The sequence below is a fragment of the Paenibacillus sp. MCAF9 genome (assembly GCF_052114265.1).
Taxonomy (GTDB): domain Bacteria; phylum Bacillota; class Bacilli; order Paenibacillales; family Paenibacillaceae; genus Pristimantibacillus.
On record NZ_JBFREL010000025.1, the window covers coordinates 24,431 to 50,139 of the forward strand.

Here is a 25,709-nt window from a genome sequence, read left to right on the forward strand (position 1 = left end):
TTATGGCAGCCTATTCTTTCTTCGATATCCGTCTATAGAAATAAACGCCCTCAACAATCAGCCCTGCCATAAAACCTCCTGCTACCGCTTCTAAAAATACGAGGAAACTAATCAGGTCCTCCCATCCAGTCAAACCTTTGGAATACATAGCCATCAGTATAAGACCTATTAGCATCCCAAGATTGGAAAACAACCATAGCTTTCTCGCTCCAAGCCAGCCGATAAAACCGAATAAAAAAGATAATATGGCTGCGAGCAGCATAAATCGGAAAGCGTGCATGCCGGTGAAAGGCTGGCCTAATATAACAAAACGAATCAACCATAATAACAGGCTAACAAGCAAGGAGGATGCTCCAGCTAGTAGCCACCACCTGCCGCTTCTGTCAGCGGGAATCCAGTGCATCAACCATTGCTCCCTCTTGAATAAATGTTCTTTTTTACTTAAACGCATGAAGCGCTTACTTTGTTTCGTTCATTCTGGTTTGCCCTGCATGAATTCAGCAATAACTGCTCGCAGCAAAAAAAGGAGTACAGTTCGCCGCTGCTATGAATTCATAGAGACGAGCTGTACTCCTTTTTAATCATGCGATTTGCTTGCTAAATGGCTGCGGTTTGAAGAGTTGTTTCCTTAGGAAGCTGAAAAACTACATTTTTTGCAAGCAGCTTATCCATTAATGCTTGAAAAGGAGCAACCGAGATCCAGTCGTGAATCATAATAATTTGTCCGCTTGTTGCTTGTAAATCATGATGTTGGTCCATAACGTCCACCGGCTCAAAATCGAACGTATCCCAAGTACAATCCACATGCAGTCCGCTTTTTGGGGTGCCATTCTCGAAAGACGGCTGCTGATAGCCCAGCTCATCCAGCACACGTTGAATACCTTCGAAATGATCATCATTCATTTCGTCTAACAACTGCTGCATAAATGGAAAACGAAACAGCTTGGAAGGCCTTCTCTTTTCTGCTTTATTGTACAGCTCATCTATAATACGGTCGGTTCGCTCGATCTGTCCTCTTACGTCTTGTAAGCCGATAACAGAGAAATCTGCATGATCATATCCGCGATTCCCGATGATATGGCCTGCTTTAATCGCAGCTATCGCTTCCTCAGAGCAGCTTTCCAATGCTTCGCCCCTACAAAACCAAATCGCCCGAATCTCTTTTGCGTTCAGAAAATTGACCTTTTGCATAAAATCTTCAGCAGGACCTTCATCTATCGTGAGGCACACCGCTTTTTCAACCGCCAACATAGCAAGTAACCCCCGTTTAATTAATGCTGCCAACCTTTATCATCTATGTAGTATACCATAAGCATTCCTTTTCACTTACTCTTCTTTCCTAAAAGAACTTCATTTGTAGCTATATGAAAATAGTACACACAGCAAACCGAATGTCAGAATGACACCCGGCTTTTTTTGCAAGTCATGTAATTTCAATAATTACCGATCAACTAAGAATGTTTTCTAGCTGAATTCAATTCATTGGCATTCTGATGCCATTCCTTGAGCATGCTTTGGTAAAAATGACTTTCCTGCGTGCTGAGTCCCTGCTTGTTGTCTTTAATAATTAAATTGCCGATATTCCGCTTCAAAATGATGCTCCGACGTCCTAACATGTCCATATAAGTCAAGTAAAATCACCCTCCAGATAATGTTTTCCAATCGGTCGTTTTAAGTATAACGAATACGACTCCTATTGAAAAACAGCAACCAGTGGCGTTATTTCTAATAATGCTGACTAAGGCGGACTGAGCGGAAACGAGCAGCAGTCATTCGAAAACATCCTGCCGTATCCTCCATATAACGTCCACACCTCCTCAGATGGGATGTAAACACAACAAAAAACCACAGCCCATATTTGGCTGTGGTTTATCGCAATTATTAGGCTTTACCTAGGATCTCATCTATTTCGCTTTTCAGTAATAGATATCTGTGGACGCTGCGATTGATCGCAACCTTAGTGAGGTTATGCTTAAGCACATAAACCTTCATCTGGTCCTTAGTCAGGCCTAACAGGTCACCGGCCTCGGTAACGGTTAATACAACCTGCTTGCTCGTTGCGTTAAATGTTTTTTTTACTTTTTGATCCCAGTCTTCAAATACTACCTGCATATTTCCGACTCCTTTATCATAGTCAATGGTCTTTATTGACTGCACTTCTCAATTATAACACGAACAGCACTATAATCTTCGCCTGATAAAAATTTTATAGTAAATAAAAATATATTTTGGCCGTTCTACGGAGAAATCATCCCCGTTAATCCATGTTCTTCATAAGTTTATACAAATAATCAACTGAACGCATCGCATATTCAAACTGATAAGGTTCTCCATTCTTCAATAAAACAAGGCAAGGCACGCTCGTAATTTTCCAAGCATTTCGCAGCTGGGGGGCGTAATTTATATTTATTTTATACAAGGTCGTTGGAACCTCAGCCGCTTCCACAATTTCCAGCATTCGCTCGGCGACCTTACAGGTTCCGCAAAACGGTGATGAAAACAGCAGCGCATCCTTACCATTCCCTATCCGATTAAGCTTTAGCCAGTCTTCTTCTTGGATTTCTTGAATTGCCATCTGTCATCTTTCCTTTCTGCCGATTAAAGACAGTCGTTCTTTTATTGCCGTATCTATATTGTAAAATGTTTTGGTGCTTTAGGAAAGACAAACTGCGGGAAGCATGCACATTATCACCCGAGCAATGGCTAAAATAAATGGTATAATTAGCTGATTCGCAAAATGATTTTTATTCGTTAGGGAGACCACTTCGTCATGAAACCAATTGAACAAATGAACGTCGCAGAGTGGCACGCACTGTTTAAATCTCGTACCGAGTCTCTGTCTGACCTTACTCGAAATGCCGCATATGTACACAGTGCAATTACAGCAATTAATCAGATAAAGCCTAAGCTTTCTTCTGCACAAAATAATCTATTCGAGCTGCATGCTCATCTTCATATTCTGATGCTGCTGCTTAATCTTATTCCCGATCAAAAGGGACATTCCGGCTCCTTTATCGGCTTCCATACACATGCTGCTATTTCTGATGTACAGCTTGCTATTGCTGAGCTCATGCAAAAAAAATCCGATCCTGCCGAGGGGCCCGACTATTGGCGATGCATAGAAGAAACATTAGCCTTTTTACGCAAGCTCATGCTCGCGGAATCAGGATCAAAGACGTATTTCTCCGATTCTTATTTTTGGTTATGGCAATACTGGATTATTCCTAACCAGAACGATAGGAACCTATGTCTAGAAGAGCTGCAGCAATTGAATGCCGCACCTTCAAAGCCCGGCTCAGCGATCTCCCGCTACCCTTGGCTGCTTGCCGAGGTGTGGATGAACTTCTTCTTACAACGCGACGAAGAGGCGTGGAGCAAACTAAATGAAATAAGCAGCCGTAACGAGCTTCGTCCCGGTGACTTATTCCATGTCTTAACCATGATGTCTGAAAAAGAGCAATGGCAGCGGTTATCGAATTGGTTAGTGGAAACGAAGCCCTATGTAGAGAAAAGCCGAATTAACGCCTTGGAAATCTTTTATAGCTACTGGGACGGGGTAATTGAACATATTCCAGATGCGGAGCAGCTGATGTGGGCGCCTCTCATTCAATCGCTTCCCTATGCTAGTTCTATTTACGAAGGAAAACTGCTCCGTCATGCCAAATGGCAGCAATGGATCGATTATCAGCTCAGCACGGGAACGGAGCCGCTTGACTATCGCGTTGGTGTGTTCGCCCCTATTGAGAAACATGCGCCGGAGCTGCTGCTGCCCTTTTATCATCAGGCTGTGGAAAGATATGTGCTGCTCAAAAATAGGCCTGGCTACAAAACCGCTGTGAAGCTGCTCAAACGTTTGGCTAAGCTGTACAAAAAAAAGAAAGACGAGGAGCGCTGGGAAACGTTTATTGCAGCGTTCGCTTCTAGCCATAGCCGACTTCGTGCGCTTCAGGAAGAACTTCGGAAAGGAAAACTTATACCATGAGCAAGTTTACAAAAACAATTACGGTATACGCTAGTTTAACGACACATGGCGATGCTCTCCTATACGGAATGAGCGGCATGAGCGACTTCCTGCCCGGCGTCAGCTTGAAGCACAGCTTGTTCGCCTGGCATACACCTTCCTTTTACGGCACAGAACTCGAAGTACAGCAGGTTGAAGGACTAGAGCTTGTATTGCTTCCAGCCGAGCAGGTTATTCCTTTTTTTGCGGAAAACACGGTACTTGAGCATGTGGAATGGATATGGGAAGAGCAAGCCGGAATGCTTGTTGCGCTCGCCCCCTTGTTAGCAGCTGAAATAACTGCGCATCGCTTTATACCAAGCTTCTCAGCCTTCCGTACAGGAAAGCTCCAATGGAGCTGGGATAGTGCTGCAATAAACGAACACATTCAGAGCATGATCAGGAAAACTCAATCAGACGATAGCTTTAAGACGGGATTACTTGCTGCTTTTTCTGCTGCTGTATTTGACGCTTACTATGGCACAGAAACGACTGCTGCTGATTTGCGCAGGGAATACCCGCTCCTCTTTGCCAAGGATGGCATAACCGCTGGACTTGATGCTCAGGCATGGCTGATCTCCATTGGCTGGAAAGCCGATCACGCTCCATTTCGGCCAATGCTTCAGCTTGTCGAGCCCGTTGCTGTGGACGACCCGTGGCAGCTTAAGCTTATTTTGCAGGACAAGCTCGATCAAGCGGTTATTGTACCCGTTAAATTGTCTGATACAGGCGAGGCTTACGGCTCGTGGCCTGCTTCTTGGTCGCCATCTATTCGTGAGCGTTCCTCAGGCTGGTTGGAGCGTATTCGTGCTTGCCTGCCGACAAGCCTGCTTGCGGGCAATCGTGACGATATTTTAAACGTCCCCTTGAAAAATGATGCCGCTTGGCGGTTCCTTGCCGTAGATAGCCCCCGTTTGTTAGACGCGGGCTGGCAGGTACTGCTTCCCGCTTGGTGGGAAACCGCCAGCCGCAAGAAACCACGCCTTCGCGCTAAGGTCAGCACAAGCAAACGAGAAGAGGGCTCCGGTGAATCTTTATTTGGACTGGATACACTAATCGAATTCGACTGGCGCATTGCCATTGGAGACACCGACCTGACTGAAGCCGAGTTTAATGAGCTTGTTGCCCGGAATGAGCGGCTCGTTCGCTTCCGAGGACAGTGGGTTTCGCTTGATCCCGCCTTGCTTGCGCAAATTCGCAAAGCGATGTCGGGCATTGACCGCGCCGAAGGTTTATCGTTTCAAGATGTTCTTCAGCTGCATCTTTTGGGAAGCGGCAACGAGCAAGGGGATAATCAGCCTGAGCAAGAAAATGAAGCAGAGCAAGAGCATCGTATTCAGCTGGAAGTTGAGCTGAACGAGCATTTGATGACGCTGGTCAGCCAGCTAAACCAACGAACCGAATGGCCTATGCTTGCTGTTCCTGCCGGGCTGCGTGCCGAGCTTCGACCTTATCAGCAGGAAGGCTACGCTTGGTTGTCCTTTTTACGTCGATTCGGACTTGGCGCATGCTTGGCCGACGACATGGGTCTTGGCAAGACGGTTCAGCTTATCGCCTACTTGCTCAATCTCAAGGAGAGCGCAGCAGAGTCGGAGCAGCACATGCCATCGCTCATCATTTGCCCAACCTCTGTTCTGGGCAACTGGCAGAAGGAGATAAGCCGCTTTGCACCCTCGCTGCGCGTCATGCTTCATTACGGAAGCAAACGCCTCGGAGGAGAACATTTCCTTGAGGAGATTCGAAGCTCCGATGTCATACTAACTTCATTCGCAACCGCTACTCTTGATCAAGACATGCTGAAGGATATTACTTTTGCAGCGATTTGCTTGGATGAGGCACAAAATATAAAGAACGCTCAAACGAAACAATCCGCAGCCGTTCGCAGCTTTACTGCGAAGCATCGTATCGCTTTGACGGGCACGCCGATCGAGAATCGTCTATCGGAGCTGTGGTCCATCTATGATTTCATGAATCCGGGGTTTCTGGGGAGTGCACATGGTTTCCAACAGCGCTTCAGCAATCCTATTGAAAAGGAACGCAATGTTCAGCGCACCGCAGATTTGCAAAAGCTCGTTAAGCCATTCATGCTGCGGCGCAAGAAGAAGGACCCCGCGATCCAGCTTGATTTGCCGGACAAAAACGAAATGAAAACGTATATTCATCTCACAGCCGAGCAAGGCGCGCTTTATAATCAAACCGTTAATCAGCTTATGGATCGCATGCAAAAGCTTGAAGGCATAGAACGTAAAGGCGCCATTTTATCGTCCATTATGCAGCTGAAGCAGCTTTGCGATCATCCGATGCTGCTAACGAAAGAACCTTTGGTGGACAGCTCTGCGCCCGCTGGCGAGCAAATGGATACAGAGCGGATCATAAGCCGATCGGCTAAGCTTGAGCGGCTGCTCGCCATGGTGAGAGAACTGCGAGACGAAGGCGAACGCTGCCTTATTTTCACGCAATACCTCGGTATGGGAGAAATGCTTCAAAGCGTGCTGCAGCAGGAGCTGCAGGAGCCGATATTATATTTGAATGGCAGCACCTCCAAGCTGGCGCGGGACCGCATGATTGAGCGGTTCCAATCGCAGCAATTGCCGCCGGAAGAGCAGCCTAATGTGTTCATTCTGTCGATTAAGGCTGGCGGCGTCGGGCTTAACCTGACCGCTGCTAACCATGTATTCCATTTCGACCGTTGGTGGAATCCTGCTGTGGAGAACCAAGCAACCGACCGCGCGTACCGCATGGGCCAAACTCGCGACGTTCAGGTTCATAAATTTATCTCGCTTGGCACGCTGGAGGAACGCATCGATGAGATGCTCGAAAATAAGCAGCAGCTCAGTGAAAATGTCATCTCCAGCTCTGAGGGCTGGATCACGGAGCTGTCAACCGATGAGCTGAAGGAGCTCTTCACTTTGCGTCAGGATTGGAGCGATTCATAAGGGACTCTTTTCCTTTTGACTTGCCGTGAAATAGCCCTTTGTGCTACACTGATGCTAATTTAAATGAACGGAGGGTTACGTGTGATAGACTATATCCGAGTTAGGTCTTTGCGCAGCTGCTAATTGAATAGCGCCAAAGCTCTGCCTGTGTGCAGGGGACTCAGGATAGGTCTGCCCATTTTGAAGGTAACCCATATAAACTGAATACGTCGACTATTGTAGGGAGCATCCCGACTCGCGTATTCGCCTTTAGAGCGGAATTTCCATACGTTTATTTCAGCGTATATGGAAGGCCATCAATCCATATTGATAAGGGATACTCGATTCCTTATGGATATTTTTACTGATACCCGCTTACCTATAACGGTGAACACAGGCAGAGCTGCCTGTGTTTTTTATTTTTTAAATAACCGTTAAAAGGATGATGAATAATGGAACAACCAAAACAAAAGGCGATTATCGTCGGAGTTCAGCTTCAAAATCAAACCGACTTTGAATACTCCATGGAGGAGCTTCGCAATCTAGCTTCCGCTTGTTATATCGAGGTCGTTGATGAGCTAAGCCAAAAGGCAGCACGCATTAACCCGTCTCACTATATTGGGACTGGAAAAATCCAAGAGCTGCTGGCCCTGCTCGAAGCGCATGACGCGCATGTCGTTATTTTCAACGATGAGCTCTCCCACTCTCAAATTCGTAATTTGGAAGCCGCTTTGGAGCGGACGGTCATTGACCGAACGATTCTCATTTTGGATATTTTTGCGGAGCGCGCCAAAACAAGAGAAGCCCAGTTGCAAGTCGAAGTTGCTCGGCTTCAATATATGCTTCCTAGGCTTGTCGGACTTCGCGCATCCTTGGGGCGGCAAGGCGGCGGAGCTGGTCTCAAGAATAGAGGCGCCGGTGAAACGAAGCTGGAGCTGGATCGCAGACGTATCGAAGAGCGGATCACTGCTTTGCAAGCCGAGCTTGAGAAGCTGGTAGCCCGCCGTCAAATTCAGCGGAAGCAGCGGCAGAAGAACGAGGTGCCTGTCGTCTGTCTCGTCGGTTATACGAATACGGGGAAATCCAGCTTGATGAATGCTTTGCTTGAGAAATACAATCCAGAGACAACCAAGCAGGTGTTTGCGAAGGATATGCTTTTTGCAACGCTGGAGACCTCGGTTCGCAGCATTGATTTGCCTGACAACAAATCATTCCTGCTGACAGATACGGTCGGCTTCGTAAGCCAGCTTCCCCATCACCTGGTGAAGGCCTTCCGCTCAACTTTAGAGGAAGTAACTGAAGCTGATTTGCTCGTACATGTCGTCGACTACGCTCATGACGATTATGAGCAGCTTGTTGCGGTTACGAATGAGACGTTAAAGGAGCTTGGGGCTTACAATCTCCCAACGATTTATGCTTACAATAAATGTGATCTGACGGAGCATCCTTATCCGGAAGTACGTGATAACAACGTCTACCTATCCGCCAAAAAGAATATTGGACTAAATGAGCTTATTCAGCTTATTCGCGATCATGTCTTCGACGACTATATGGAATGCGAGCTGTTGATTCCGTTCAACCAAGGGCGCTTGGTTGCTTACTTTAACGAGCATGCGCACGTGCATGCAACGGACTACGAAGCAGAAGGCACACGGATGAAGCTGGAATGCCGGGTATCTGATTTTGAAAGGTACCGGAATGAAGTAACGGTGCTTTAAGCTATAATAGTTGTTTAGAAGGTTAATTAAAAACCTTTTGAGCTAATACTGAAAAAGTCGTCGTTTTGTCGCTAAATGCAACAAGACAACGACTTTTTTAATGCTCTTCTGAACGGGTCGGCATCTTACTGCTTCCCCGTTAATTGGAACGATAGACATATGGATCTTTGGGAGTCTCGATTGGCTTCCAGTCGGTCACCTTTAGAACAGGAATCGTTTGCTTAAAGGGCTGATAAAGCTCCCACGTCAGTTTCCCGTTTACATGCACCCAATCATCATCTTTAATTTGCGTGTTTTTCGGAAATTCGACAAGCATGCCAAAAACGCCTGAATCCGCCACACAATGAATGAAGCCAAACCGGAAAACAAAATAATGGTTGCCGTCCACCTGTTGTCCTTTGTAGGCGAACCCATCGAACCCGATTGATTTGCCCATAAATGCCTCTGGAGTATTGTAGATGACTTCCATGCCTTTCAAATAATCTGCGTCCGTCAAAATGACTTCATCCCGATTTATAAATTGCTCTAGTTCTTTATTTTTGACATTAACATAATCGTCCTTGGCGTAAAAAACGCTAGAATCTGGCTTCAGAAACTGGTGGGCGCCAGGATTATTTTGGATGTTTTCGTCAAAGCTCGGGAAAGAAAAGCCTTTTGCCTTTACGAAGCTTGAATCAAGCGCATAAGCAGGCAGGAACAGCCCTGTAAAGATTGGCACAAATAAAATGAAGCAGCTGATAAATCGTTTTAGCCTCGTATCGTTGCCGTGGTTGTGGCCATGATCATGATGATGATTGTGTTGATGACTGTGATCATCATGTGCTTCATGACGGCATTCCAACTCTTCTGCATGTCCCCCTGCGGCAAGCGCCGCCTCCTTTTTCTCCTCGGCAATCTGCTGGCGCGAGACGCGAACAAATTCAAAGATGCTTAGCAGACCCATAATAACGACGGCACTGATAGAGAGATAAGCATATTTCATATTGATATATTTATTAATATCTCCCGTATAATGCAGCATAAAAAACATAAAAGAAAATCCGAACAATATAACGAAACGAATCACCCGAATAACCTCCCTACAAGCAACGATCCTACCAGCGTAAACAACGTTACAAGTGCAATTAAAACGACGACAAATTTACTGCGGTATGTTCCGAGAAGCATAAGCGTGTTTTTAATATCGATCATCGGTCCAAAAACAAGAAAAGCCGATAGTGAGCCTACCGTAAATGTACTTCTGAAGGAAGCTGCGATGAAGGCATCCGCCTCCGAACAAAGTGAAATAAGGAAAGCTAGAGCAATCATCACTAATGAAGAAGTGACCGGATTGCTGCCTAAATGAAGTAAATAAGAGGTCGGTACAAATGTCTGCATGCATGCAGCGATAAATGCACCAAGCACTAAATATTTGCCGACGGAGAAAAACTCTTCAATCGCGTGCACGACTACCTCATAAAGCTTCTTACCGGATGAAACGCGGGAAACAGCAGGTATTTCCAAGCCAGGCTCCATAGCCGCGGCAGTTTGTTCGTCTTGCATGCGGAACGGAAGCTGCTTGAACATAAACGACAGGATAATCGATACGGAGAACGCTACCGCGATAGCAAGCCCAGCCCGAATCCCAACCATCTCCCAGTCATTACCAAAAGCGATATAGGTGGAGAATAAAACAATGGGATTAATAATGGGTCCAGTAAGCATAAATGCAATTCCGGCATGCAGCGGCATGCCCTTGTTTATTAATCTTCGCGTAATGGGGACAATCCCGCATTCACAGGAAGGAAAAAAGATACCGATTCCGCAACCAAACGCGGTAGCCAGATAACGGTTGCGCGGCATGATGCGTGTGAGCCATCCTTCCTTCACAAAAGTTTGAATCAATCCAGAAATAAGAACACCGACTAAGACAAACGGAATAGCTTCCATCACCATGCTAATAAAAATCGTATTTAATTGATATAAGGTCGTCAAGCTTGCTCCTCCTGCGTTTACTTCATTTTCCAAATGCATCTAGTATTTGCCTCTTGCCTCTGTATATGGTTGTAAACCACTCGCAGCCTGTATGTCAAGCCTGCCGAATTCAGTTATTGAATTGACATAAAAAAGACTGATGATTGCTCACCAGCCGACTTAGCTATTCTATAATCTTTTATCACTGCAATCCCTTATGAGACAGCACCTGCTCGTAGATATTGACAGACTAATTGCTGCGATCCTGCGGGTGAGGCTCGACTGCAAGCATTGCCGCCTTTGCGTTCGCTTCAACCTGAGCCGAGTCCTTGCAGCCCGGAATGACAGCCGTTACGGCAGGATGCTTCAAGCACCAAGCAAGCGCCCAGCTCGCCATATCGACACCTTGCGGCACCTCTTCACGCTGAATGTGTTCTACTTCCAGCAGCTTAAGCCGCGTGTTCTCTTTATCATGCCTGTGGCGTACATCGGTATCACCGAACACGGCCCCCGGCTTATATTTGCCGCTCAAATAGCCGCTTGCCAGCGGAACACGTGCAAGCACGCCCAAATCCTGCTGCTCGCATGCTGGAAATACTCTTTCCTCCGGCTGACGGTCGAGTCGATTATATACGACCTGAATGACGCGAGAGTTCACCTTTGTTGATGCTTCTGTCTGATGCAGATTGTCATTGCTGCCGATAGACGTCCCAAGAAAACGGATTTTCCCGGCTGCAATTTGCTTATCCAGAGTGGTCCACAGCACATCATTATCAAATGCTTGGTCTGGTCCAGAGTGGAACTGGTACAGGTCAATATAGTCCGTCTTTAGCGCCTTCAGTGAAGCATCAAGCTGAGCTACAACACCTTCGGCGTCAAATACGTCGGTACGCGTGAAGCGCTCGTGGAAATGATGGCCAAACTTTGTTGCTATGATCCAATCCTCGCGGTTGCGGCGGCTGATATAATCTCCAATGAGTGACTCTGAGAGGTGATCGCCGTAACATTCAGCGGTATCAATCAGATTGATGCCAAGCTCACGCCCTTTATCGAGAATCAAATCGACTTCGTTCTGCGAATACTCCCGGCCCCATTCTCCTCCAAACTGCCAGGTTCCGATGCCGATTACCGACACATTTAGTTCTGTGCTTCCGAGTCTTCTATACTTCAAGATCAACACTCCTTCTAAATGATGTAGCCTGTCCTTTTCATTTTAACATTTTAAACCATGAGTAAGAAATAGCATGCTTCCGTATTCTGTGCTACAATACTGAAATTGCTATGGCAATTTTATTAGGGAGGTTTACTGAATCACCATGCTTATTATTGGTATCGCTGGCGGCACCGGCTCGGGAAAAACTACGGTTGCACGCTCTGTCATTGAACGTCTTGGATCAGAAAAAGTAACTTTCATATCTCAGGATAACTACTATAAAACCTATTCGCATCTCAGCATGGCTGAACGTGAATTGATCAATTATGATCACCCTCTCTCTTTTGATATCGAGCTGCTCGCTCAAGATCTGCTGCTTCTAAAAGAAGGGAAAACCGTTTACGCGCCAGTCTATGACTTCGCGGCTTATGCTCCATCCACTACAGAAACGGTAGAGCTTAAGCCGAACAATATCGTAATATTGGAAGGACTTCATGTGCTCGCAGAAGAGAGCATTCGGAAGCTGCTCGACATCAAAGTATTCGTCGATACGGATCCCGATGTACGTATTCTCCGTCGTGTGCTTCGGGATATTGAGGAGCGCGGCCGGACGATCCAGTCCGTTCATGACCAGTACTTGAAGACGGTTAAGCCGATGCACGAGGCTTTTATCGAGCCATCCAAAAAATATGCCGATCTAATCATTCCCGAAGGCGGACACAACGAGGTCGGTATTCAGCTGCTGTCCATACTGACTGAAAAATATATGACAGATCACGAGCCGCCGATTCTCGGCTAATTGCGCTCTAAACATAGGAAAGGGGCAGTCCCTCCGGTCATTTCAGACCATGAGGGACTGCCCCTTTTTTAGCAAATGTAAGTTTAAAGTGCCATTCGGCAGCTTTCCAGCAGCAATATGTCTACTTTCTAGCTCTATTTTTGCGAGCAACCATTAAACAATCGAGTTTGTTTGGCTTCCTCGCTCATGATGCTTGTTTGCGAAGAACAGCACCGAAGCCGTCAGGCATAAACAGAACAGAATCAAATAAAGAAATGGCGCTCCAAAATAATCGACCACCGCGCCGCCCATTGCATTGCCGACAATGCCGCCAAGTCCCCAGGTTACAGCCGCATATACCGTTTGCAGAGTCGCTTTCGTGCCCTCAGTCGCATAGCTTTGTACGATTTCAACAGCTGTGCCCGCGACAAAAGCGAACGCGATCCCATTTAGCAGTTGAACCGCCAGCGTCAATGTAACGTTGTCGAAGAAAAACATCGCAAAATATTGGATGCCATAGATCAAAGCCGCGACGCACAGCAGCTGGTATCTGCCTATTCGCTTGCTTAGCTTCGTCGCCACCCAGAACATCGGCACCTCAATAATAGCGGCTATCGCAAATGCACTGCCGATCCAGCTCTTATCAAAGCCCATTTCCTTAAAGTATAATGGCAAAAAATTCATATTAATCGATGCAGACATCATCATCAGCATGCTTGTAGCGACAAAGATCATAAACGGCTTATTGCGAACAACCTCGCCCATTTGGCCGAATAACGTCACATTTCTACGAGTAACCTTCGTTGCTGGAAGCAGCATGAGCGCCAAGCAGACGGTTAAACTCACAATAAGATAATAAATAAAGATATCGTTGTAGCCGTATTTTTCGTATAAAATGCCTGTAGCAAAGGTACCTATCGCATAACTTAAAGCTCCCCATAACCTGACGCTGCCAAAGGAAAAACCTTTTTTGCTGGCAATTTCTACAGACATCGCGTCGCCTATCGGCCCGCCAGAGGATTGAAACCATGCAAAGAAAATAGACAAGAAAAGAATTCCCGCAAGTCCCTCCATAAGCTGAAATCCAAGCCCGAGTATCGGAGCAATGATGACGCAGATCATGATAATTTTGCGCGGATTGTTGATTCGGTCATTAATCATGCCCATCACGGGCTGGGCAATGACGCTGACCAGAGCCCATAAAGACAGGATGAGACCAACCGTTGTATGGCTAAAGCCGCGATCGCTGAAATATAGACTCGTGTAAGGCATTACGACAGAAATGGCTAGATACCATAAAAAATAATAGGTTGCTAATGACTTCACCGGGTACGTACCTTCTCTCTACAGCTCTTCCTTAATCTCCGATTGCCAGCCGAGCTGCCTGCACATCTCATGCATATTGCGAATATCCCGTCTTGCTTCAATGCGGGTTAATCCTAATTCCATTGCATGCTTAGCAGCCCACCGAAGCAAATATACGAGCGTATCCGCTTGCGCTTCCTTAGCCCCAAAGTCGAGTAGCACAAGCGTATCTTCTACGACACCAGCGCGTACGAAACCCCAATAGGAGCCTTCAAACTGCCATATGTGGAACAGCTCACGATTCTCTATAACGCCGAATTCATGAATTGGATTCTCCAAATGCTCAAGCCATTCCTGCTCGGAATTGAATTGAAGCGTATATTGTGGAACGTTCCATGCTATGGTCTGAGCAGCTAGCGCAGACAGCTCCTCTTTATTTGCCAAGGGAGCCCAGCCCTCCGAAGGATAATCCAGCTCAGATGGAACCTCAACCGTTATTTTCCAAGGCTTGTAGCCTACTTCTAACCCTGCTGACTCCAGCATTTCGGGAATACCAACGCATCGTAATCCTCTTTGCTTAGCGGTTTGGATAAGTGCTCTTAAAGCCTCCGGAGTGCCTGTCGCAATATCATTGCTATGCATGACGACAATCGTCCCTTTATCCAGAACGGGTTCGACCTTTGCAATTATATCTTCCGAAGATACGCCCCTCCAATCTCCTGAATCAACGCCTTCAATATCCCGGTAGCCGCCCCATTCATCCAGCCAAACCAAGTTTTCCTCGCGGAAAGAACAATAAGGAAAACGCATAAAAGTTGGGCAAGCAAGGCCTGTCGCATCCTGATAAGCCAGCTCGGTCAGCTTGAGCTGCTCCAAAAATACAGCCTTAGGCACCTCAGCCATTCGACGATGATGATACGTATGCGGGGCAAGAACATGACCCCGAGACAAAATCTCTCTAGCTTTATCCGGATATCTATCTATCCACTCGCCCGTAAAAAAGAAGGTGCCAATCGCTTCTTCTTCCTCTAGAACAGAAAGCCAAAGTTCAAGCGGTAGATGTGAAGGCCCGTCATCAAACGTAAATGCACATATCGGCTGGTCGTTATTTCCCTTCCAAAACGCTTCAATTGTCATATGGCAACCCCTATTCTCTCGTTAGTTTCCTGTATTATAGTTGAGAACAAAAAAATGTTCCAATACTCTCCTCTCCTTATCTAATACAATCCTACTGTCTTACAAAAAAAACTCGTCCTGCTTAAAAAGCAAAAACGAGTTTCCTTCTATCAGCTCTATTGAACAGATAAAAGTATGCCAAAAAACGGGAATAAGACAGCTATGCAAGCAAAGGCGGCAAACATGCTGCGTTTCTCTTTTTTATAGCTGGGAAATATTAAGGCCAGTGCTGCAATTCCAATAACAATCATGCTGATATATACCAAACTCCAGTTCCACTGCAGCGACAAGTCTTGCAAATCGCCATGCAAAAAAGTAAATAACGGAGATGGAGAAGGCTGTTCGAACTCCCCTTCATGAGGCGGCTCCTGTACACCCATGTAGGCGGTTGTGATGAGAATGACTAGTGCAAGAAACGTTTCCGCGCGAAGCCACCATTGCAATCTACTTTTATGTCGACCATGATCTGTAATCTTTGATAGAAACCCATTCATAAAGCCTAGAAGAACAAGCGGCAAGAAAACAAGATGCTTCAGTAGAAGCGCTTGTCCATAGTTGATTCCCCATGAGTTGATATACCCATCGACTAGGAGAAACATCATCATTATACCTGCCGCTACAATAAGGACGATGCTGCTAATCGACATTGGCGTGAACCATCTTACAAACGCCTTCCAGTTCCATTCCCCATTTGTAAACCAAGCAACAATAAGAAGCGTGCCGAGCCAAAGAGAAACTGCAGCGACATGAACGGATTGTGAAAGTACGCCCCAGAAAGGCGAGAAGCCTGCCGGATGGCTGGCCCAGCCATGAGCTAGAATACTGGCGCACCATAAGAGTGCTAGAACCCATTTGGTCATTTTACCCTGCAAGCCTTTAAACTGAGTGATCATGTACATCACGGTACATATTATGAGATTCCAAACCCAAGCATTGCCGTACGAATAATCTTTTACAACAATTAATAAAACCTGAATGAAGGGCATGTCCTGCGCAAAATCGCGTAAAACAAGCGCTGATCGAAGAATCGACATAAATGAAAAAAGCGGGATTGCCAATAAAGCATATTGAAATAAATCAGTGATGTTCATTAATTGCGGTTTGGACTTCTCTGGAATGAACTGAAGCAATAGATAACCGCCGGTCAAAGCAAAGGACAAATAAAGCAGCGTTTCAAACAAATAAATGTACAATATGATCAACTCCAAGCACAGGGTTCAACTCAAAAGTCATCATATCATAAATAAAAACAAATGAATGCATGCTCATATGATATTTGTTTGAAAAATTGGAATACCCGCATTCGGTACATATTCCATAAACGAACAGCTCCTTCCTCGGAAGAGAAAAGAGCTGCCAGCTGCTATTGAATTATTCAAATATTAGCTTATTTAACCGCACCAGCTGTAATCCCGCTTGCGATTTGCCTTTGAAAAATAATATAAATAATAAGAACCGGAATAATGGTGATCAACAGCGCTGCGAACAACGGACCCCACTCTGTACGATACTGCATCTCGGCCTGCATAACGCCAATTTCCACCGGCAGCGTATACTGGGTCGGATCATTAATAAGTATCGTACCCACGATATATTCGTTCCAGATGTTCAAGATATTGACGATGCCAACCGTGATCAAACCTGGCTGCGCCAGCGGAAGCATAACTCGGAAAAATGTCCCGTAATAAGAAGCGCCATCCACGATTGCTGCTTCCTCGAGCTCCTTCGGCAGCGACTTGAAAAACCCGACGAGCACAAAGATGCCAAAGGCCAGCAAGCTGGACGTATAAACAAATATCAATCCGAGCTTCGTATTAATTAGGCCGAGCGAATTCATCAAGAAAAACAACGGAATGAGCGCTAGTACAAACGGTACCATCATTGAGGAAATATAAAGCAGAAACAACGCATTGCTTCCTCTAAATTTATACCTCGCCAGCACATACGCTGTCGTTGCGGATAGCAGCAGCGCTAATATCGTTGATCCCGTCGTAATGACAAGGGAATTCACGAAATAAGTATCAAAGTGGTATTTGTTCCACACATACGAGAAATTGGACCAAATAAGCGGAATCTCTGGCAAAGCCCAAGGTGCATTTAAGAAAAATTGTTCATTATTTTTTAGAGAATCAAGCAAGGTCCAAATGAGCGGGTACAATACCGATATGCCCCATAGGATCAAAATGGCATAGATGATTAGCTTGGCGATCGGATTTTTAATCTGTATATTCATCTCTTTATCCCCCTTAGCTCATCTCAACGGGATCATGACGCATAAGCCGTTGAAGTACGATTGTCGTAATTAAGGACAGGACCAGGATGATAAACCCTATCGAAGCGCCATACCCAAAGTGGAATTGCCGGAATGCCATTTGATACAAGTAGGAGCCCATAACCTGTGTACTGTTATCCGGTCCGCCTTCTGTCATAATCCATACGATTACAAAGGAACCGTTAAGTGTAGTCATCATGATGTTAAGAATGGACACTTTCATCTGCTCCCAAACGAGCGGAAGCGTGATGCTCCAAAACTGTTTCCATTCCCCTGCGCCCTCAATGCTTGCCGCTTCAAAATAGGAAGCAGGAATGCTTTGAATAGCTGCAATGAGAAGGATCATATAAAAGCCGATACCCGCCCAAATCGCCGGAGGCAGAAGCATCCAAATCGTATGATCGGAAAAACCAAGCCACGTTATCGATACTTTTTCACTCGTAAATAATGACAAAAATGCATTCAAGAAGCCAATTTGCGGATTATATATGAAATTCCACAATACGCCAATAACAACGACGGAAATTACATTCGGAATGAAGAAAATCGACCGAAAAAATCCAGCCAGCTTAAAGCCAAACCTAGTGAGCGCTACTGCAAAAAACGTCGCGAGAAGCATAATTCCGATTACTTTGCCAGCAACAAGAAAATAGTCATTGCCGATCGCTCTCCACACAATGGGATCATGGAACATCTCTTTGAAATTATCAAAGCCAACAAACATTTTTGTCTCCGACATGCCGGACCAGTCAAAAAATGAATAATACAAGCTTTGCACTACCGGATAGATTGTAAATACGCCGAAAAATAAAAGAGTTGGGATGATGAATGATGCGATAAATATATTTCTCTGCCATTTTACTGTCCCTGAGTTCATACCTTCCATCCCTCCGAGTAAATTCACAGAAAGTGATCGAGGCGTTATGCCTCGATCAATCTCTGCCGTCAATCTTTTGAAGGCTTATTATTTGCTAACCTTTTTCACCACGTCAGTTACCCGCTTAACCCACTCTTCAGGCGTAATTTTGCTAATCGTTAGTGCATCTGTTGCATCCATCATCGCTTTATCAACGTCAGCGTTGTAAGTGATTGTTGGGATAACAACCGTGTTAGGATCTGTCAAATATTTAGCAGCATCTTTAACATGGCTTGGCGCATTGGAGCTGCTGATGTCGCCTTTAATGTTGGAAGGCGCGCCGCTTAGCTCAGCCCATTGTGAAGCTTGATCTTTTGAGAAAATGAATTGCAGGAACGCTTTAGCTGCTTCTTTGTTTTTCGCTTTTTTCGCGATGGCAACAGTAGCTGTGGATGTATTCGCAACCACTTTACCGCCTGCTTCTTGCGTAATGGAAGGAATGAAACCAAAGTCAAAGCCAGCAGGAACGTCTTTAGCCATTTCATTAGGCAGCCAAAGGCCATTCACAATGAAAGCATCTTTGTTTTGCAGGAACAGCATTTGTGAATCCGTGTGATTGATTTGGATAGAAGCTTTGTCGATGTAATCCTTATCGCGCATTTCTACGATTTTGTTCAATGCAGCAAGAACAGCAGGGCTCTCAAAAGCTTCTACTTTGTTAGCTGCCATATCTTGAAGAATAGAGAAATCGTTGTTGTTTGCTGATACGATAGCTGGATACAGGAACGAGCCATTGATATAGTACGGGTATTTGCCTGTGTGAATGAACGGCGTAATGCCGTCTGCTTTGATTTTTTCGCTTACAGCAAGGAACGATGGGAAGTCCGTTGGCTCAGCCCAGCCTTTTTCCTTGAAGAGCGCTTTGTTCCAGAAAACACCCCATGAGTTCAGTACGAGTGGAATATTGTATACTTTACCGTCAAATTGTTGAGCAGGTTGAGCCAAAATGTCGCTGATTAGATCGCCGTCAACGTTTTTGGCATCTTTCAGCCAATCCGTCAAATCCTCCAGCTGGCCGTCTTCAACCATTTGGCGATCGTTCAATACCGGACCGTCGATGTATACGAAATCTGGCGGGTTGCCGCCGATCCAGCGCGGTCTATTTTGATCGTTAATTTTAGGTCCTGCGGATTCTTTAATGTTAAGCTCCGGATTTGCAGCTTGGAAATCAGCAATAACTTTTTTCCACCATTTATCGCCATACCCGCCCACAAAATATTGAATTTCGAAATCGCCTGTCAGCTTAACCGTCGTGTCGGTAGCAGCAGGCGCGTCCGTCGCTTCAGCAGCCGGCTCCTTTGTAGGTGCATTAGTAGCTGCTCCACCATTATTGCTATTCGAGCCACATCCAACTAACGATACGGCAGCCAAAATAACGGCGATACCAAGCGCTGCAATCTTTTTCTTCATAATCATTAAAGCAAACCCTCCCAAAAATGATGTTTTTTACACTGTACTTAGGGGCTCATCTTGCTGCTCCATCGTGTAATTTCATCATAAATTGGGAGGGCTATAATCTCTATTGAATATCTTCCATATATTCTTTATTATCTTCTCTTCCGTGCATATAAAGCTATTTTTCGAGTGATTTCGCTAAGATAGCGCTCATTTTTGCTGCTTGCTCTTGTTTTCTGCAAAAGACTGCAATTCATCTAATGCCGCTTTTGGCGTCATTTGCTCATATAGAACAGCTTCACCGAGCTTACGGGTATAATCAAGCACCGCTTGCCAAGCAGGCTCCTTCGCTGGATAAAACCTAGCTTTGCTTAACGCTTCCAAATCGCTTTTGATCACTTCGCTCTTCTCCGACAGCTTGTTGCCCACCGTCGTCGTAACGGGAAGAAACCCTTCGCGTTTAATCATTTCTTCATAAGCTCGATCTTCATAGAGGAAGTCAAGAAACTTGGACAACGCTTCTTTATTGGTATGATCAGTTTTGAAGGAAACAAGCAGATCATGTACACCAAACGTAATTGGCGATGTACCATCCTTTACTGGAATTGGACCCTTTCCCCATTCCAGCTCCGGAAACTCCTTGGGGACGACTGCCGAGAAATAATTGCCAGATATCATCATAGCAAGATGGCCTCCGCCCATAATTCGCTGCTTCTCGTCGCGAGTTGTTATGTTTGGCTCTGGCTCAGTCAAGCCTTTATCAAACAGCTCTTTAAAAAAAGACAATCCTTCCACATTGGTCGGTGAATTAATGGCCCATTTCCCATCTTTAATCCAATCTCCACCCGAGCCGAAAAATATATAAGACAAAGTCGCCTGTGTCTCATTGTCCGACAGGTCAATTCCGAAGCCGTCTGCTGCGCCAAGCGCTTTAATTTTCATTGCGGCCTGCTCCAGCTCCGACCATGTTGTCGGAGGGGCGGCAATGCCCGCTTTGCGGAACAGCTCCTTGTTGTAGTATAAATTCCGTGTAGTGGCTACGTATGGAATTGCGTATTGCACCCCATCTATCTGATCCATATCTACTAAGTTCGGATACAGCCGATTCGCTAGTTCAGGCGATATAATATCGTCCATATTATTCAACAAGCCATCCTTGGCGTAATGGGCATACACATTCGTATTCAGAAGATCGGGAGGCTGGTTTTTGCTAATCATTGTCGTATAGATTCCATCGAGTATATCCCAGTTGGCTACTTGCAGCTCTACATCAATGAGAGGGTTTTTCCGCTCAAACTCTTTTACCAGCTTCTCAAGCAGCGGCTTCGTTTCCGTACTGTATTCGGAGGCGACAAACCGAATCAACGCACGTTCCTCCTTTGGAGTTGCAACTGGCTCTGGGTTCTCGTTCATGCACGATGAGGAAACTACTGTAATTAACAAAAGGCTGATAGCAACCATAAGAGGCTTCGTTCCATACCGTTTTCGCTGCATAGGGTTATATTATCCTTCCGAATAGGGATCTACTTACTCGTTATAAATGGGAATAGTAGCTTCTGATTTTCCGTTGTGTACATATTTTCTTTCGTAATGACATTGGATTCGATATACGTGATAGGCTCGGTTTTTTCTCCATTAATTAGCTTTAGCGCCGCTTTCACGCCAAGATAACCCATATTAAATGGCTTTTGTACAATAGAAGCTGTCATAATGCCCGACTCCAGCAATTGAACCTCATCACTGGTGCTGTCAAATCCAATAAGATTAATAGCACCTGCCTTGTTATACTCCTTCAGCAGCCTTGCAACCCCCTGTGACGCGGATTGATTGAGCGTAATAAATGTATTAATGCCGGAATCACTTCGAAGCAGCCGCTTGGCAATTTCATAGGCTTGATCCTCGGAATCATCTGCATAATAGGTTTCCATTGCACTCACTTTGTAGCCCTTTAATGCAAGGCGCATTCCCTCCAGCCTCTCTTGCGAAATAATTGAGCTCGCGTAATCACTAATAACGGCAATATTCGGATCGCCGTCCGTTTCCTGAATGGAGGTTTGTCCTGCTAGTTGTCCTGCTTCTTTATGGTTGCTTGAAACAACGATAGGAGAGGGCTTCATACTCGGAGAATGATTAATAATGACCAGCTTAATGCCTGCAGCACGCGCCTTGGCAAGAATAGCTGGCATTCGATTATCCATTACCATATCAATGACAATCGCCTGCGGCTTCCGCGCAATCGCATCCTCCAAGATTTGAATCTGAGCATTGGAATCGCCTTCAATAAGCGGACCTTCTACACTCAGATTTAGCCCCGTTTCCTTAGCTGCTGCTTCCGCACCCTGATTGACTGCCTGCCAGAAATCAAGTCGAATATTTAAGGATTTCAAGATGACCGTAACATTTTTCTCCTCATGGTTAACACCAAAAAGCAGATTAAAGTTGAATACAAAATAGATGGCAATCATCGCAATTGCCACGACTAGCAGCAGCGTAAATCGATGCTTTCGCATTATTTTGCTTCCCCCTTAATCGAGCTTCGGTATTACGATCGTAATACAGGTGCCCTCTTCAATTTCGCTGCGAATTTGAATGCCATACTCATGCCCAAAATAAAGCTTGATTCGCTCGTTTACATTGCGTATCCCGATGCCTTGGCTCGCATTATCCTCCAAATTGCTGTAGAGAAGCTTCCCTAGCTGTTCCGCTGACATCCCTTGGCCGTTATCCTCTACTTCAAAAATAATGTGATCGCCTGCCTGCCTTCCGCGGATCGTAATTAATCCATCATCCATGCCATACATGTTCCGGATGCCATGATAGATCGCATTTTCTACAAAAGGCTGAAGCAATATTTTTAACGTTTTATAATCAAGAATCGATTCGTCCATATCAATGACATAATTAAGCTCATCGTTATAGCGCATTTTCTGTATAAGCAAGTAGTTCGTAATATGCTCAATTTCCACTCGAATCGGAACCAGCTCTTTTTCCTTCGTAATGCTTGCGCGGAACAGCTTAGCTAAAGCGGATGTCATCAGAACGACCTCCTCATGCTGCTTCTGCTCGGCCATCCACACAATCGAATCGAGAGTGTTGTATAGAAAATGGGGATTGATTTGCGATTGAAGCAGCAGAAGCTCGCTTTTCCGCTTATTTTCCTGATTTAAAATCGTTTCCTCCATGAGAAACTTGGTTCGGCTGACCATTAAGTTAAAAGATCGACCCAGCTGTCCAATTTCATTCATTTGGCCAATTTCCGTCTGAATATTGAAGTTGCCCTTCTCTACTTGCTTCATGTCGGATTGCAATACTTTAATAGGCTTGGATAAGCGATGCGACAATCCTATAGAAATCAGCAGCGTAATGGCTAAGCCGCATAAGGAATAAAAAATAATGGAATTACGCAGACCCTCTTTGTTTGCAATCAAATCATCTGAATAAGCCACTCCGGCAATTCTCCAACCAAAGTTTGTGTCCTGCACGGAGTAAATGCGTTTGTCTCCACCCTCGTTCACGACGAAGGATTGACCGCTTGGAGCCTGTAAAACTTCTGCAATACGTTCTGTACGCAGTTTGCTATCGATGAGCTGCTGCTGCGGATGATAGACGATATGGCCTTCGTTATCCACGATGAAGAGGTAACCTTTTTTACCGAGGTTAATATTTTCGCAAATGTCATTAATGACACTTAAGTTTAGATCAACGAGGAGTACGCCATCCGCCTTAATCCCATCTGTGCTCTTAAGCTCTCGACTCAGAGAAACAACCCAGCGGTATTCGTTTTCAATTAAGCTTTGTACATGAGGAGCAGAAACGACGGACCTGCCGCCTGCCGCTTTTGCCAGCTGATACCACTCTTGATCCTCTGTCTTCGTATTTGGATTTAAGGTAGTAATTCGGCGGTCCGACACAAATCGCCCATTGTACCCAAACACCATAATGGATGCAATGTCCTTGCGCGTATACAAGATCGCCTGGAACAAGTCGGAAATTTGTTTCTCGTACGTGCGGCGGTTCTCTGCGCTGATGAAGTTATTGTCCGATATGTAATACTTGACGTCCTTATTCGTTAAAGCGAGCAGTGATATATTTTCCATATTGTCGACATACGATTGAATATTTAAATTGACTTGCTTAATGATTTCCTCAATGTAGCCCTTCGAATTCCGCTCAACCGCCGCGACGGAAACCTGATAGCTTACTAGAGTTGTTAATACAATTGCAGCCAAAATCAGCATAGAAAACGCCAAAGATATATTGGATTGAATGCTTTTTAGCGGAAACAAAGGAAAGAACCGATCTTTGAGCATGTTAGGCTCCGCTCCCCTTTATTTGTTTCTCTCTGTAATCCTTTGGCGTTATACCTGTGTGCTTTTTAAATAAAATGCTGAAATAATTCGGGTCCTTGTAGCCCACCTGCTCCGCAATTTCATACAGCTTCATCGCCGAATTGTGAAGCAGCTCCTTCGCCTTAGCCACCCTTACACCGGTCAAATATTCAATAAACGTCTCTCCTGTATGCTGTTTGAACACGAGACTGAAGTAGCTTGAGCTCATGAGCACATGACGGCATAAGTCCTGCAATGACATCTTTTCATTCGCGTAATTCGTATCGATATACTCCACCGCGCGGTGAATTTGCATGTTGGTCAAATAACTACGGTTATCCGCTATAGTAGAAATGACAGAGCTTACCATGTCCTTTAACCAAATCTCAACCTCATCCAGCGTCTTGAATTTAAACACGTTCATCAGCTTCATTTGCTGCTCGAACGGCGATTCCTGCTCTCGAACGGCTAGCTCCTGTACAGAGTTCATCAGCGAAAGAACAACCTTTTGCATTTGCAGCATACAGGCTTCTACTGGAACAAGAGAGGTTTTCAGCTCCGCTACCCCTTGTTCAATCAATTGGTAGGCTTCTTGAATGGCGCCTGTCTTCACAGCAGCAGCCAGCTTGCGGTCGAGGTCATGACTCAGCGGCGTGTATCCGGAAGGTTTTCCTTCAATATCAATAATGCTCAGCACTCTATTCTTTCCTAGCAGGAAACGATAGTCCAGCACCGACAATGCGCTTTTGTAAGATGACGGCAGCTGTTCAGCGAGCGTACATGTTCGTCCAATTCCTATCGTCACCGTAAATTTCAAATATTTCTCAATATGATAGCGGACCTCCTCGGCAAGCGAAAATCCTTGTTCATACAGGAGGCTTTCACTGTCATTTCCAAAAATGATGGCAACCATTCGCTCCTCACGGGTTCGGAAGGTCAGCACATGCTTTCGGTCCAGCGTTTCATTAAAAATATCATATGCAGCGAATCGCAAAAATTCGACATCATGCTCATAGGAGGACAGCTCTCGGTCACCAAAATCGTCGATATCTACGACCATGACCAAATATAGCGGCGATATCGGCGGCAGGTTGAAATAAGCAAAACGTTCTGCGATTTCCACTTTCCCTAAACCAACCGCAACTAAACGCTCTAGAAACCGCTCTTTAAGCAGCGGAAGACTGTGCTCCAGCTGGTTGTTTAGCCTGCCCAGATCTTCACGACGCTGCTTCTCTTCATCCATCTCTGCTTTAATTCGATCCAGAAGCTGACGTATTTCTTGCGCTGTAATCGGTTTCAGAATGAAATCAGAAATTTTAAGCCGAATCGCCTGCTGCGCATACTCAAATTCGTCATAGCCCGTTAATATAATCATTTTTATATACGGGAATTGAGCGGAAATTAAACCAGCCAGCTCTAATCCGTCCATAAACGGCATACTGATGTCTGAAATAACGAGCTCCGGCCTATCCAATTCTACGGCATCCCACGCTTCTCGACCGTTAGCGTAATCACCAATCAATTCGAAGCCATGCTCATTCCAATTGATTGTGTTTTTTAATCCGATTCGGACAACCGCTTCATCATCGACAATAATTACTTTATACATCGAAGCCTCTCCAGTCTGTAAATGCCAATATACGAGCCGTAACAATATACTCCAATTATGCATGAGAATACACCAGCTTACAATTCTTTGATTCAGGAAAATGCCGAAAAACCCGGCCGCTAGCGGCTCGGGTTCTCTTGGCTTAAGCGGCAGCAAAATCATGCTGCTCCTCCCACCATTTAATCAACTGC

Annotated in this window: 22 protein-coding genes; 4 read left to right on the top strand and 18 right to left on the bottom strand. The window is 45.3% G+C overall.

Translation table 11 applies throughout. The features are described from left to right. Nucleotides 1-10 precede the first annotated feature (10 nt). The 5 genes from AB4Z45_RS25475 to AB4Z45_RS25495 all read right to left on the bottom strand — a co-directional run bounded on the left by AB4Z45_RS25475 (nucleotide 11) and on the right by AB4Z45_RS25495 (nucleotide 2,575). Nucleotides 11-406 (bottom strand): hypothetical protein, encoded by a 396-nt coding sequence (locus tag AB4Z45_RS25475; RefSeq protein ID WP_441912393.1) that lies wholly within the window; start codon nucleotides 404-406, stop codon nucleotides 11-13. 191 nt (nucleotides 407-597) lie between these two features. Then, entirely contained in the window at nucleotides 598-1,251 is a 654-nt protein-coding gene (locus tag AB4Z45_RS25480) for a polysaccharide deacetylase family protein (protein ID WP_441912394.1), read from the bottom strand. 200 nt (nucleotides 1,252-1,451) lie between these two features. Further along, a complete protein-coding gene (locus AB4Z45_RS25485; protein ID WP_076268579.1) occupies nucleotides 1,452-1,631 on the bottom strand; it encodes a hypothetical protein in 180 nt (59 codons plus the stop codon). 250 nt (nucleotides 1,632-1,881) lie between these two features. Further along, nucleotides 1,882-2,112, bottom strand: coding sequence for a hypothetical protein (locus AB4Z45_RS25490; protein WP_053373130.1), 231 nt, complete (start codon nucleotides 2,110-2,112; stop codon nucleotides 1,882-1,884). Between the two features lie 145 nt (nucleotides 2,113-2,257). Then, nucleotides 2,258-2,575 carry a thioredoxin family protein gene (locus tag AB4Z45_RS25495; RefSeq protein ID WP_083682069.1) on the bottom strand — a complete coding sequence of 106 codons (318 nt, stop codon included), beginning with the start codon at nucleotides 2,573-2,575 and terminating at the stop codon, nucleotides 2,258-2,260. A 195-nt stretch (nucleotides 2,576-2,770) separates the two neighbouring features. Between AB4Z45_RS25495 and AB4Z45_RS25500 the strand changes: the two genes are divergently transcribed. The 3 genes from AB4Z45_RS25500 to hflX all read left to right on the top strand — a co-directional run bounded on the left by AB4Z45_RS25500 (nucleotide 2,771) and on the right by hflX (nucleotide 8,633). Next, on the top strand, nucleotides 2,771-3,982 hold the full coding sequence (locus tag AB4Z45_RS25500; RefSeq protein ID WP_441912395.1) for an SWIM zinc finger family protein: 1,212 nt from the start codon (nucleotides 2,771-2,773) through the stop codon (nucleotides 3,980-3,982). Beyond that, the gene (locus tag AB4Z45_RS25505; protein WP_441912396.1) at nucleotides 3,979-6,936 is read left to right on the top strand and encodes a DEAD/DEAH box helicase; all 2,958 of its coding nucleotides are present in this window, start codon (nucleotides 3,979-3,981) and stop codon (nucleotides 6,934-6,936) included. The genes AB4Z45_RS25500 and AB4Z45_RS25505 overlap by 4 nt, the downstream gene beginning before the upstream one ends. Nucleotides 6,937-7,367: 431 nt before the next feature. Further along, nucleotides 7,368-8,633 carry a GTPase HflX gene (hflX, locus tag AB4Z45_RS25510; RefSeq protein WP_441881125.1) on the top strand — a complete coding sequence of 422 codons (1,266 nt, stop codon included), beginning with the start codon at nucleotides 7,368-7,370 and terminating at the stop codon, nucleotides 8,631-8,633. Nucleotides 8,634-8,772: 139 nt separating this feature from the next. Here hflX and AB4Z45_RS25515 read toward each other — a convergent pair whose 3' ends face one another. From AB4Z45_RS25515 to AB4Z45_RS25525, 3 genes are all read right to left on the bottom strand, one after another. After that, nucleotides 8,773-9,699, bottom strand: coding sequence for a TIGR03943 family putative permease subunit (locus AB4Z45_RS25515; protein WP_441912397.1), 927 nt, complete (start codon nucleotides 9,697-9,699; stop codon nucleotides 8,773-8,775). Then, nucleotides 9,696-10,646 (bottom strand): permease, encoded by a 951-nt coding sequence (locus tag AB4Z45_RS25520; protein WP_441912398.1) that lies wholly within the window; start codon nucleotides 10,644-10,646, stop codon nucleotides 9,696-9,698. Before AB4Z45_RS25520 ends, AB4Z45_RS25515 begins: the two co-directional genes overlap by 4 nt. A gap of 190 nt (nucleotides 10,647-10,836) precedes the next feature. Continuing rightward, nucleotides 10,837-11,757, bottom strand: a complete 921-nt coding sequence (locus AB4Z45_RS25525; RefSeq protein ID WP_441912399.1) for an aldo/keto reductase — start codon at nucleotides 11,755-11,757, stop codon at nucleotides 10,837-10,839. Nucleotides 11,758-11,902: 145 nt separating this feature from the next. Here AB4Z45_RS25525 and udk point away from each other — a divergent pair, with 145 nt between their 5' ends. Continuing rightward, nucleotides 11,903-12,538, top strand: coding sequence for a uridine kinase (gene udk / locus AB4Z45_RS25530; RefSeq protein ID WP_076268584.1), 636 nt, complete (start codon nucleotides 11,903-11,905; stop codon nucleotides 12,536-12,538). 153 nt (nucleotides 12,539-12,691) lie between these two features. On the opposite strand, the gene AB4Z45_RS25535 is transcribed toward udk, so the two are convergent. The 10 genes from AB4Z45_RS25535 to AB4Z45_RS25580 form a co-directional block, all read right to left on the bottom strand. Next, a complete protein-coding gene (locus tag AB4Z45_RS25535) occupies nucleotides 12,692-13,843 on the bottom strand; it encodes an MFS transporter (protein ID WP_441912400.1) in 1,152 nt (383 codons plus the stop codon). Nucleotides 13,844-13,861: 18 nt separating this feature from the next. Next, entirely contained in the window at nucleotides 13,862-14,959 is a 1,098-nt protein-coding gene (locus AB4Z45_RS25540) for a polysaccharide deacetylase family protein (protein ID WP_441912401.1), read from the bottom strand. A gap of 155 nt (nucleotides 14,960-15,114) precedes the next feature. After that, nucleotides 15,115-16,191 (bottom strand): copper resistance D family protein, encoded by a 1,077-nt coding sequence (locus AB4Z45_RS25545; protein ID WP_441912402.1) that lies wholly within the window; start codon nucleotides 16,189-16,191, stop codon nucleotides 15,115-15,117. Nucleotides 16,192-16,385: 194 nt separating this feature from the next. After that, nucleotides 16,386-17,231 carry a carbohydrate ABC transporter permease gene (locus AB4Z45_RS25550; protein ID WP_441912403.1) on the bottom strand — a complete coding sequence of 282 codons (846 nt, stop codon included), beginning with the start codon at nucleotides 17,229-17,231 and terminating at the stop codon, nucleotides 16,386-16,388. A gap of 13 nt (nucleotides 17,232-17,244) precedes the next feature. Continuing rightward, the gene (locus tag AB4Z45_RS25555) at nucleotides 17,245-18,147 is read right to left on the bottom strand and encodes a carbohydrate ABC transporter permease (protein ID WP_441912404.1); all 903 of its coding nucleotides are present in this window, start codon (nucleotides 18,145-18,147) and stop codon (nucleotides 17,245-17,247) included. 87 nt (nucleotides 18,148-18,234) lie between these two features. Next, nucleotides 18,235-19,602, bottom strand: a complete 1,368-nt coding sequence (locus AB4Z45_RS25560) for an ABC transporter substrate-binding protein (protein WP_083682071.1) — start codon at nucleotides 19,600-19,602, stop codon at nucleotides 18,235-18,237. Between the two features lie 189 nt (nucleotides 19,603-19,791). Next, a complete protein-coding gene (locus AB4Z45_RS25565; protein ID WP_441912405.1) occupies nucleotides 19,792-21,075 on the bottom strand; it encodes an extracellular solute-binding protein in 1,284 nt (427 codons plus the stop codon). Between the two features lie 29 nt (nucleotides 21,076-21,104). After that, nucleotides 21,105-22,091 carry a substrate-binding domain-containing protein gene (locus AB4Z45_RS25570; protein WP_441912406.1) on the bottom strand — a complete coding sequence of 329 codons (987 nt, stop codon included), beginning with the start codon at nucleotides 22,089-22,091 and terminating at the stop codon, nucleotides 21,105-21,107. Nucleotides 22,092-22,106: 15 nt separating this feature from the next. Beyond that, nucleotides 22,107-23,891 (bottom strand): cache domain-containing sensor histidine kinase, encoded by a 1,785-nt coding sequence (locus AB4Z45_RS25575; RefSeq protein ID WP_441912407.1) that lies wholly within the window; start codon nucleotides 23,889-23,891, stop codon nucleotides 22,107-22,109. Nucleotide 23,892: 1 nt separating this feature from the next. Next, a complete protein-coding gene (locus AB4Z45_RS25580) occupies nucleotides 23,893-25,680 on the bottom strand; it encodes a response regulator (protein WP_441912408.1) in 1,788 nt (595 codons plus the stop codon). Nucleotides 25,681-25,709: the final 29 nt, after the last annotated feature.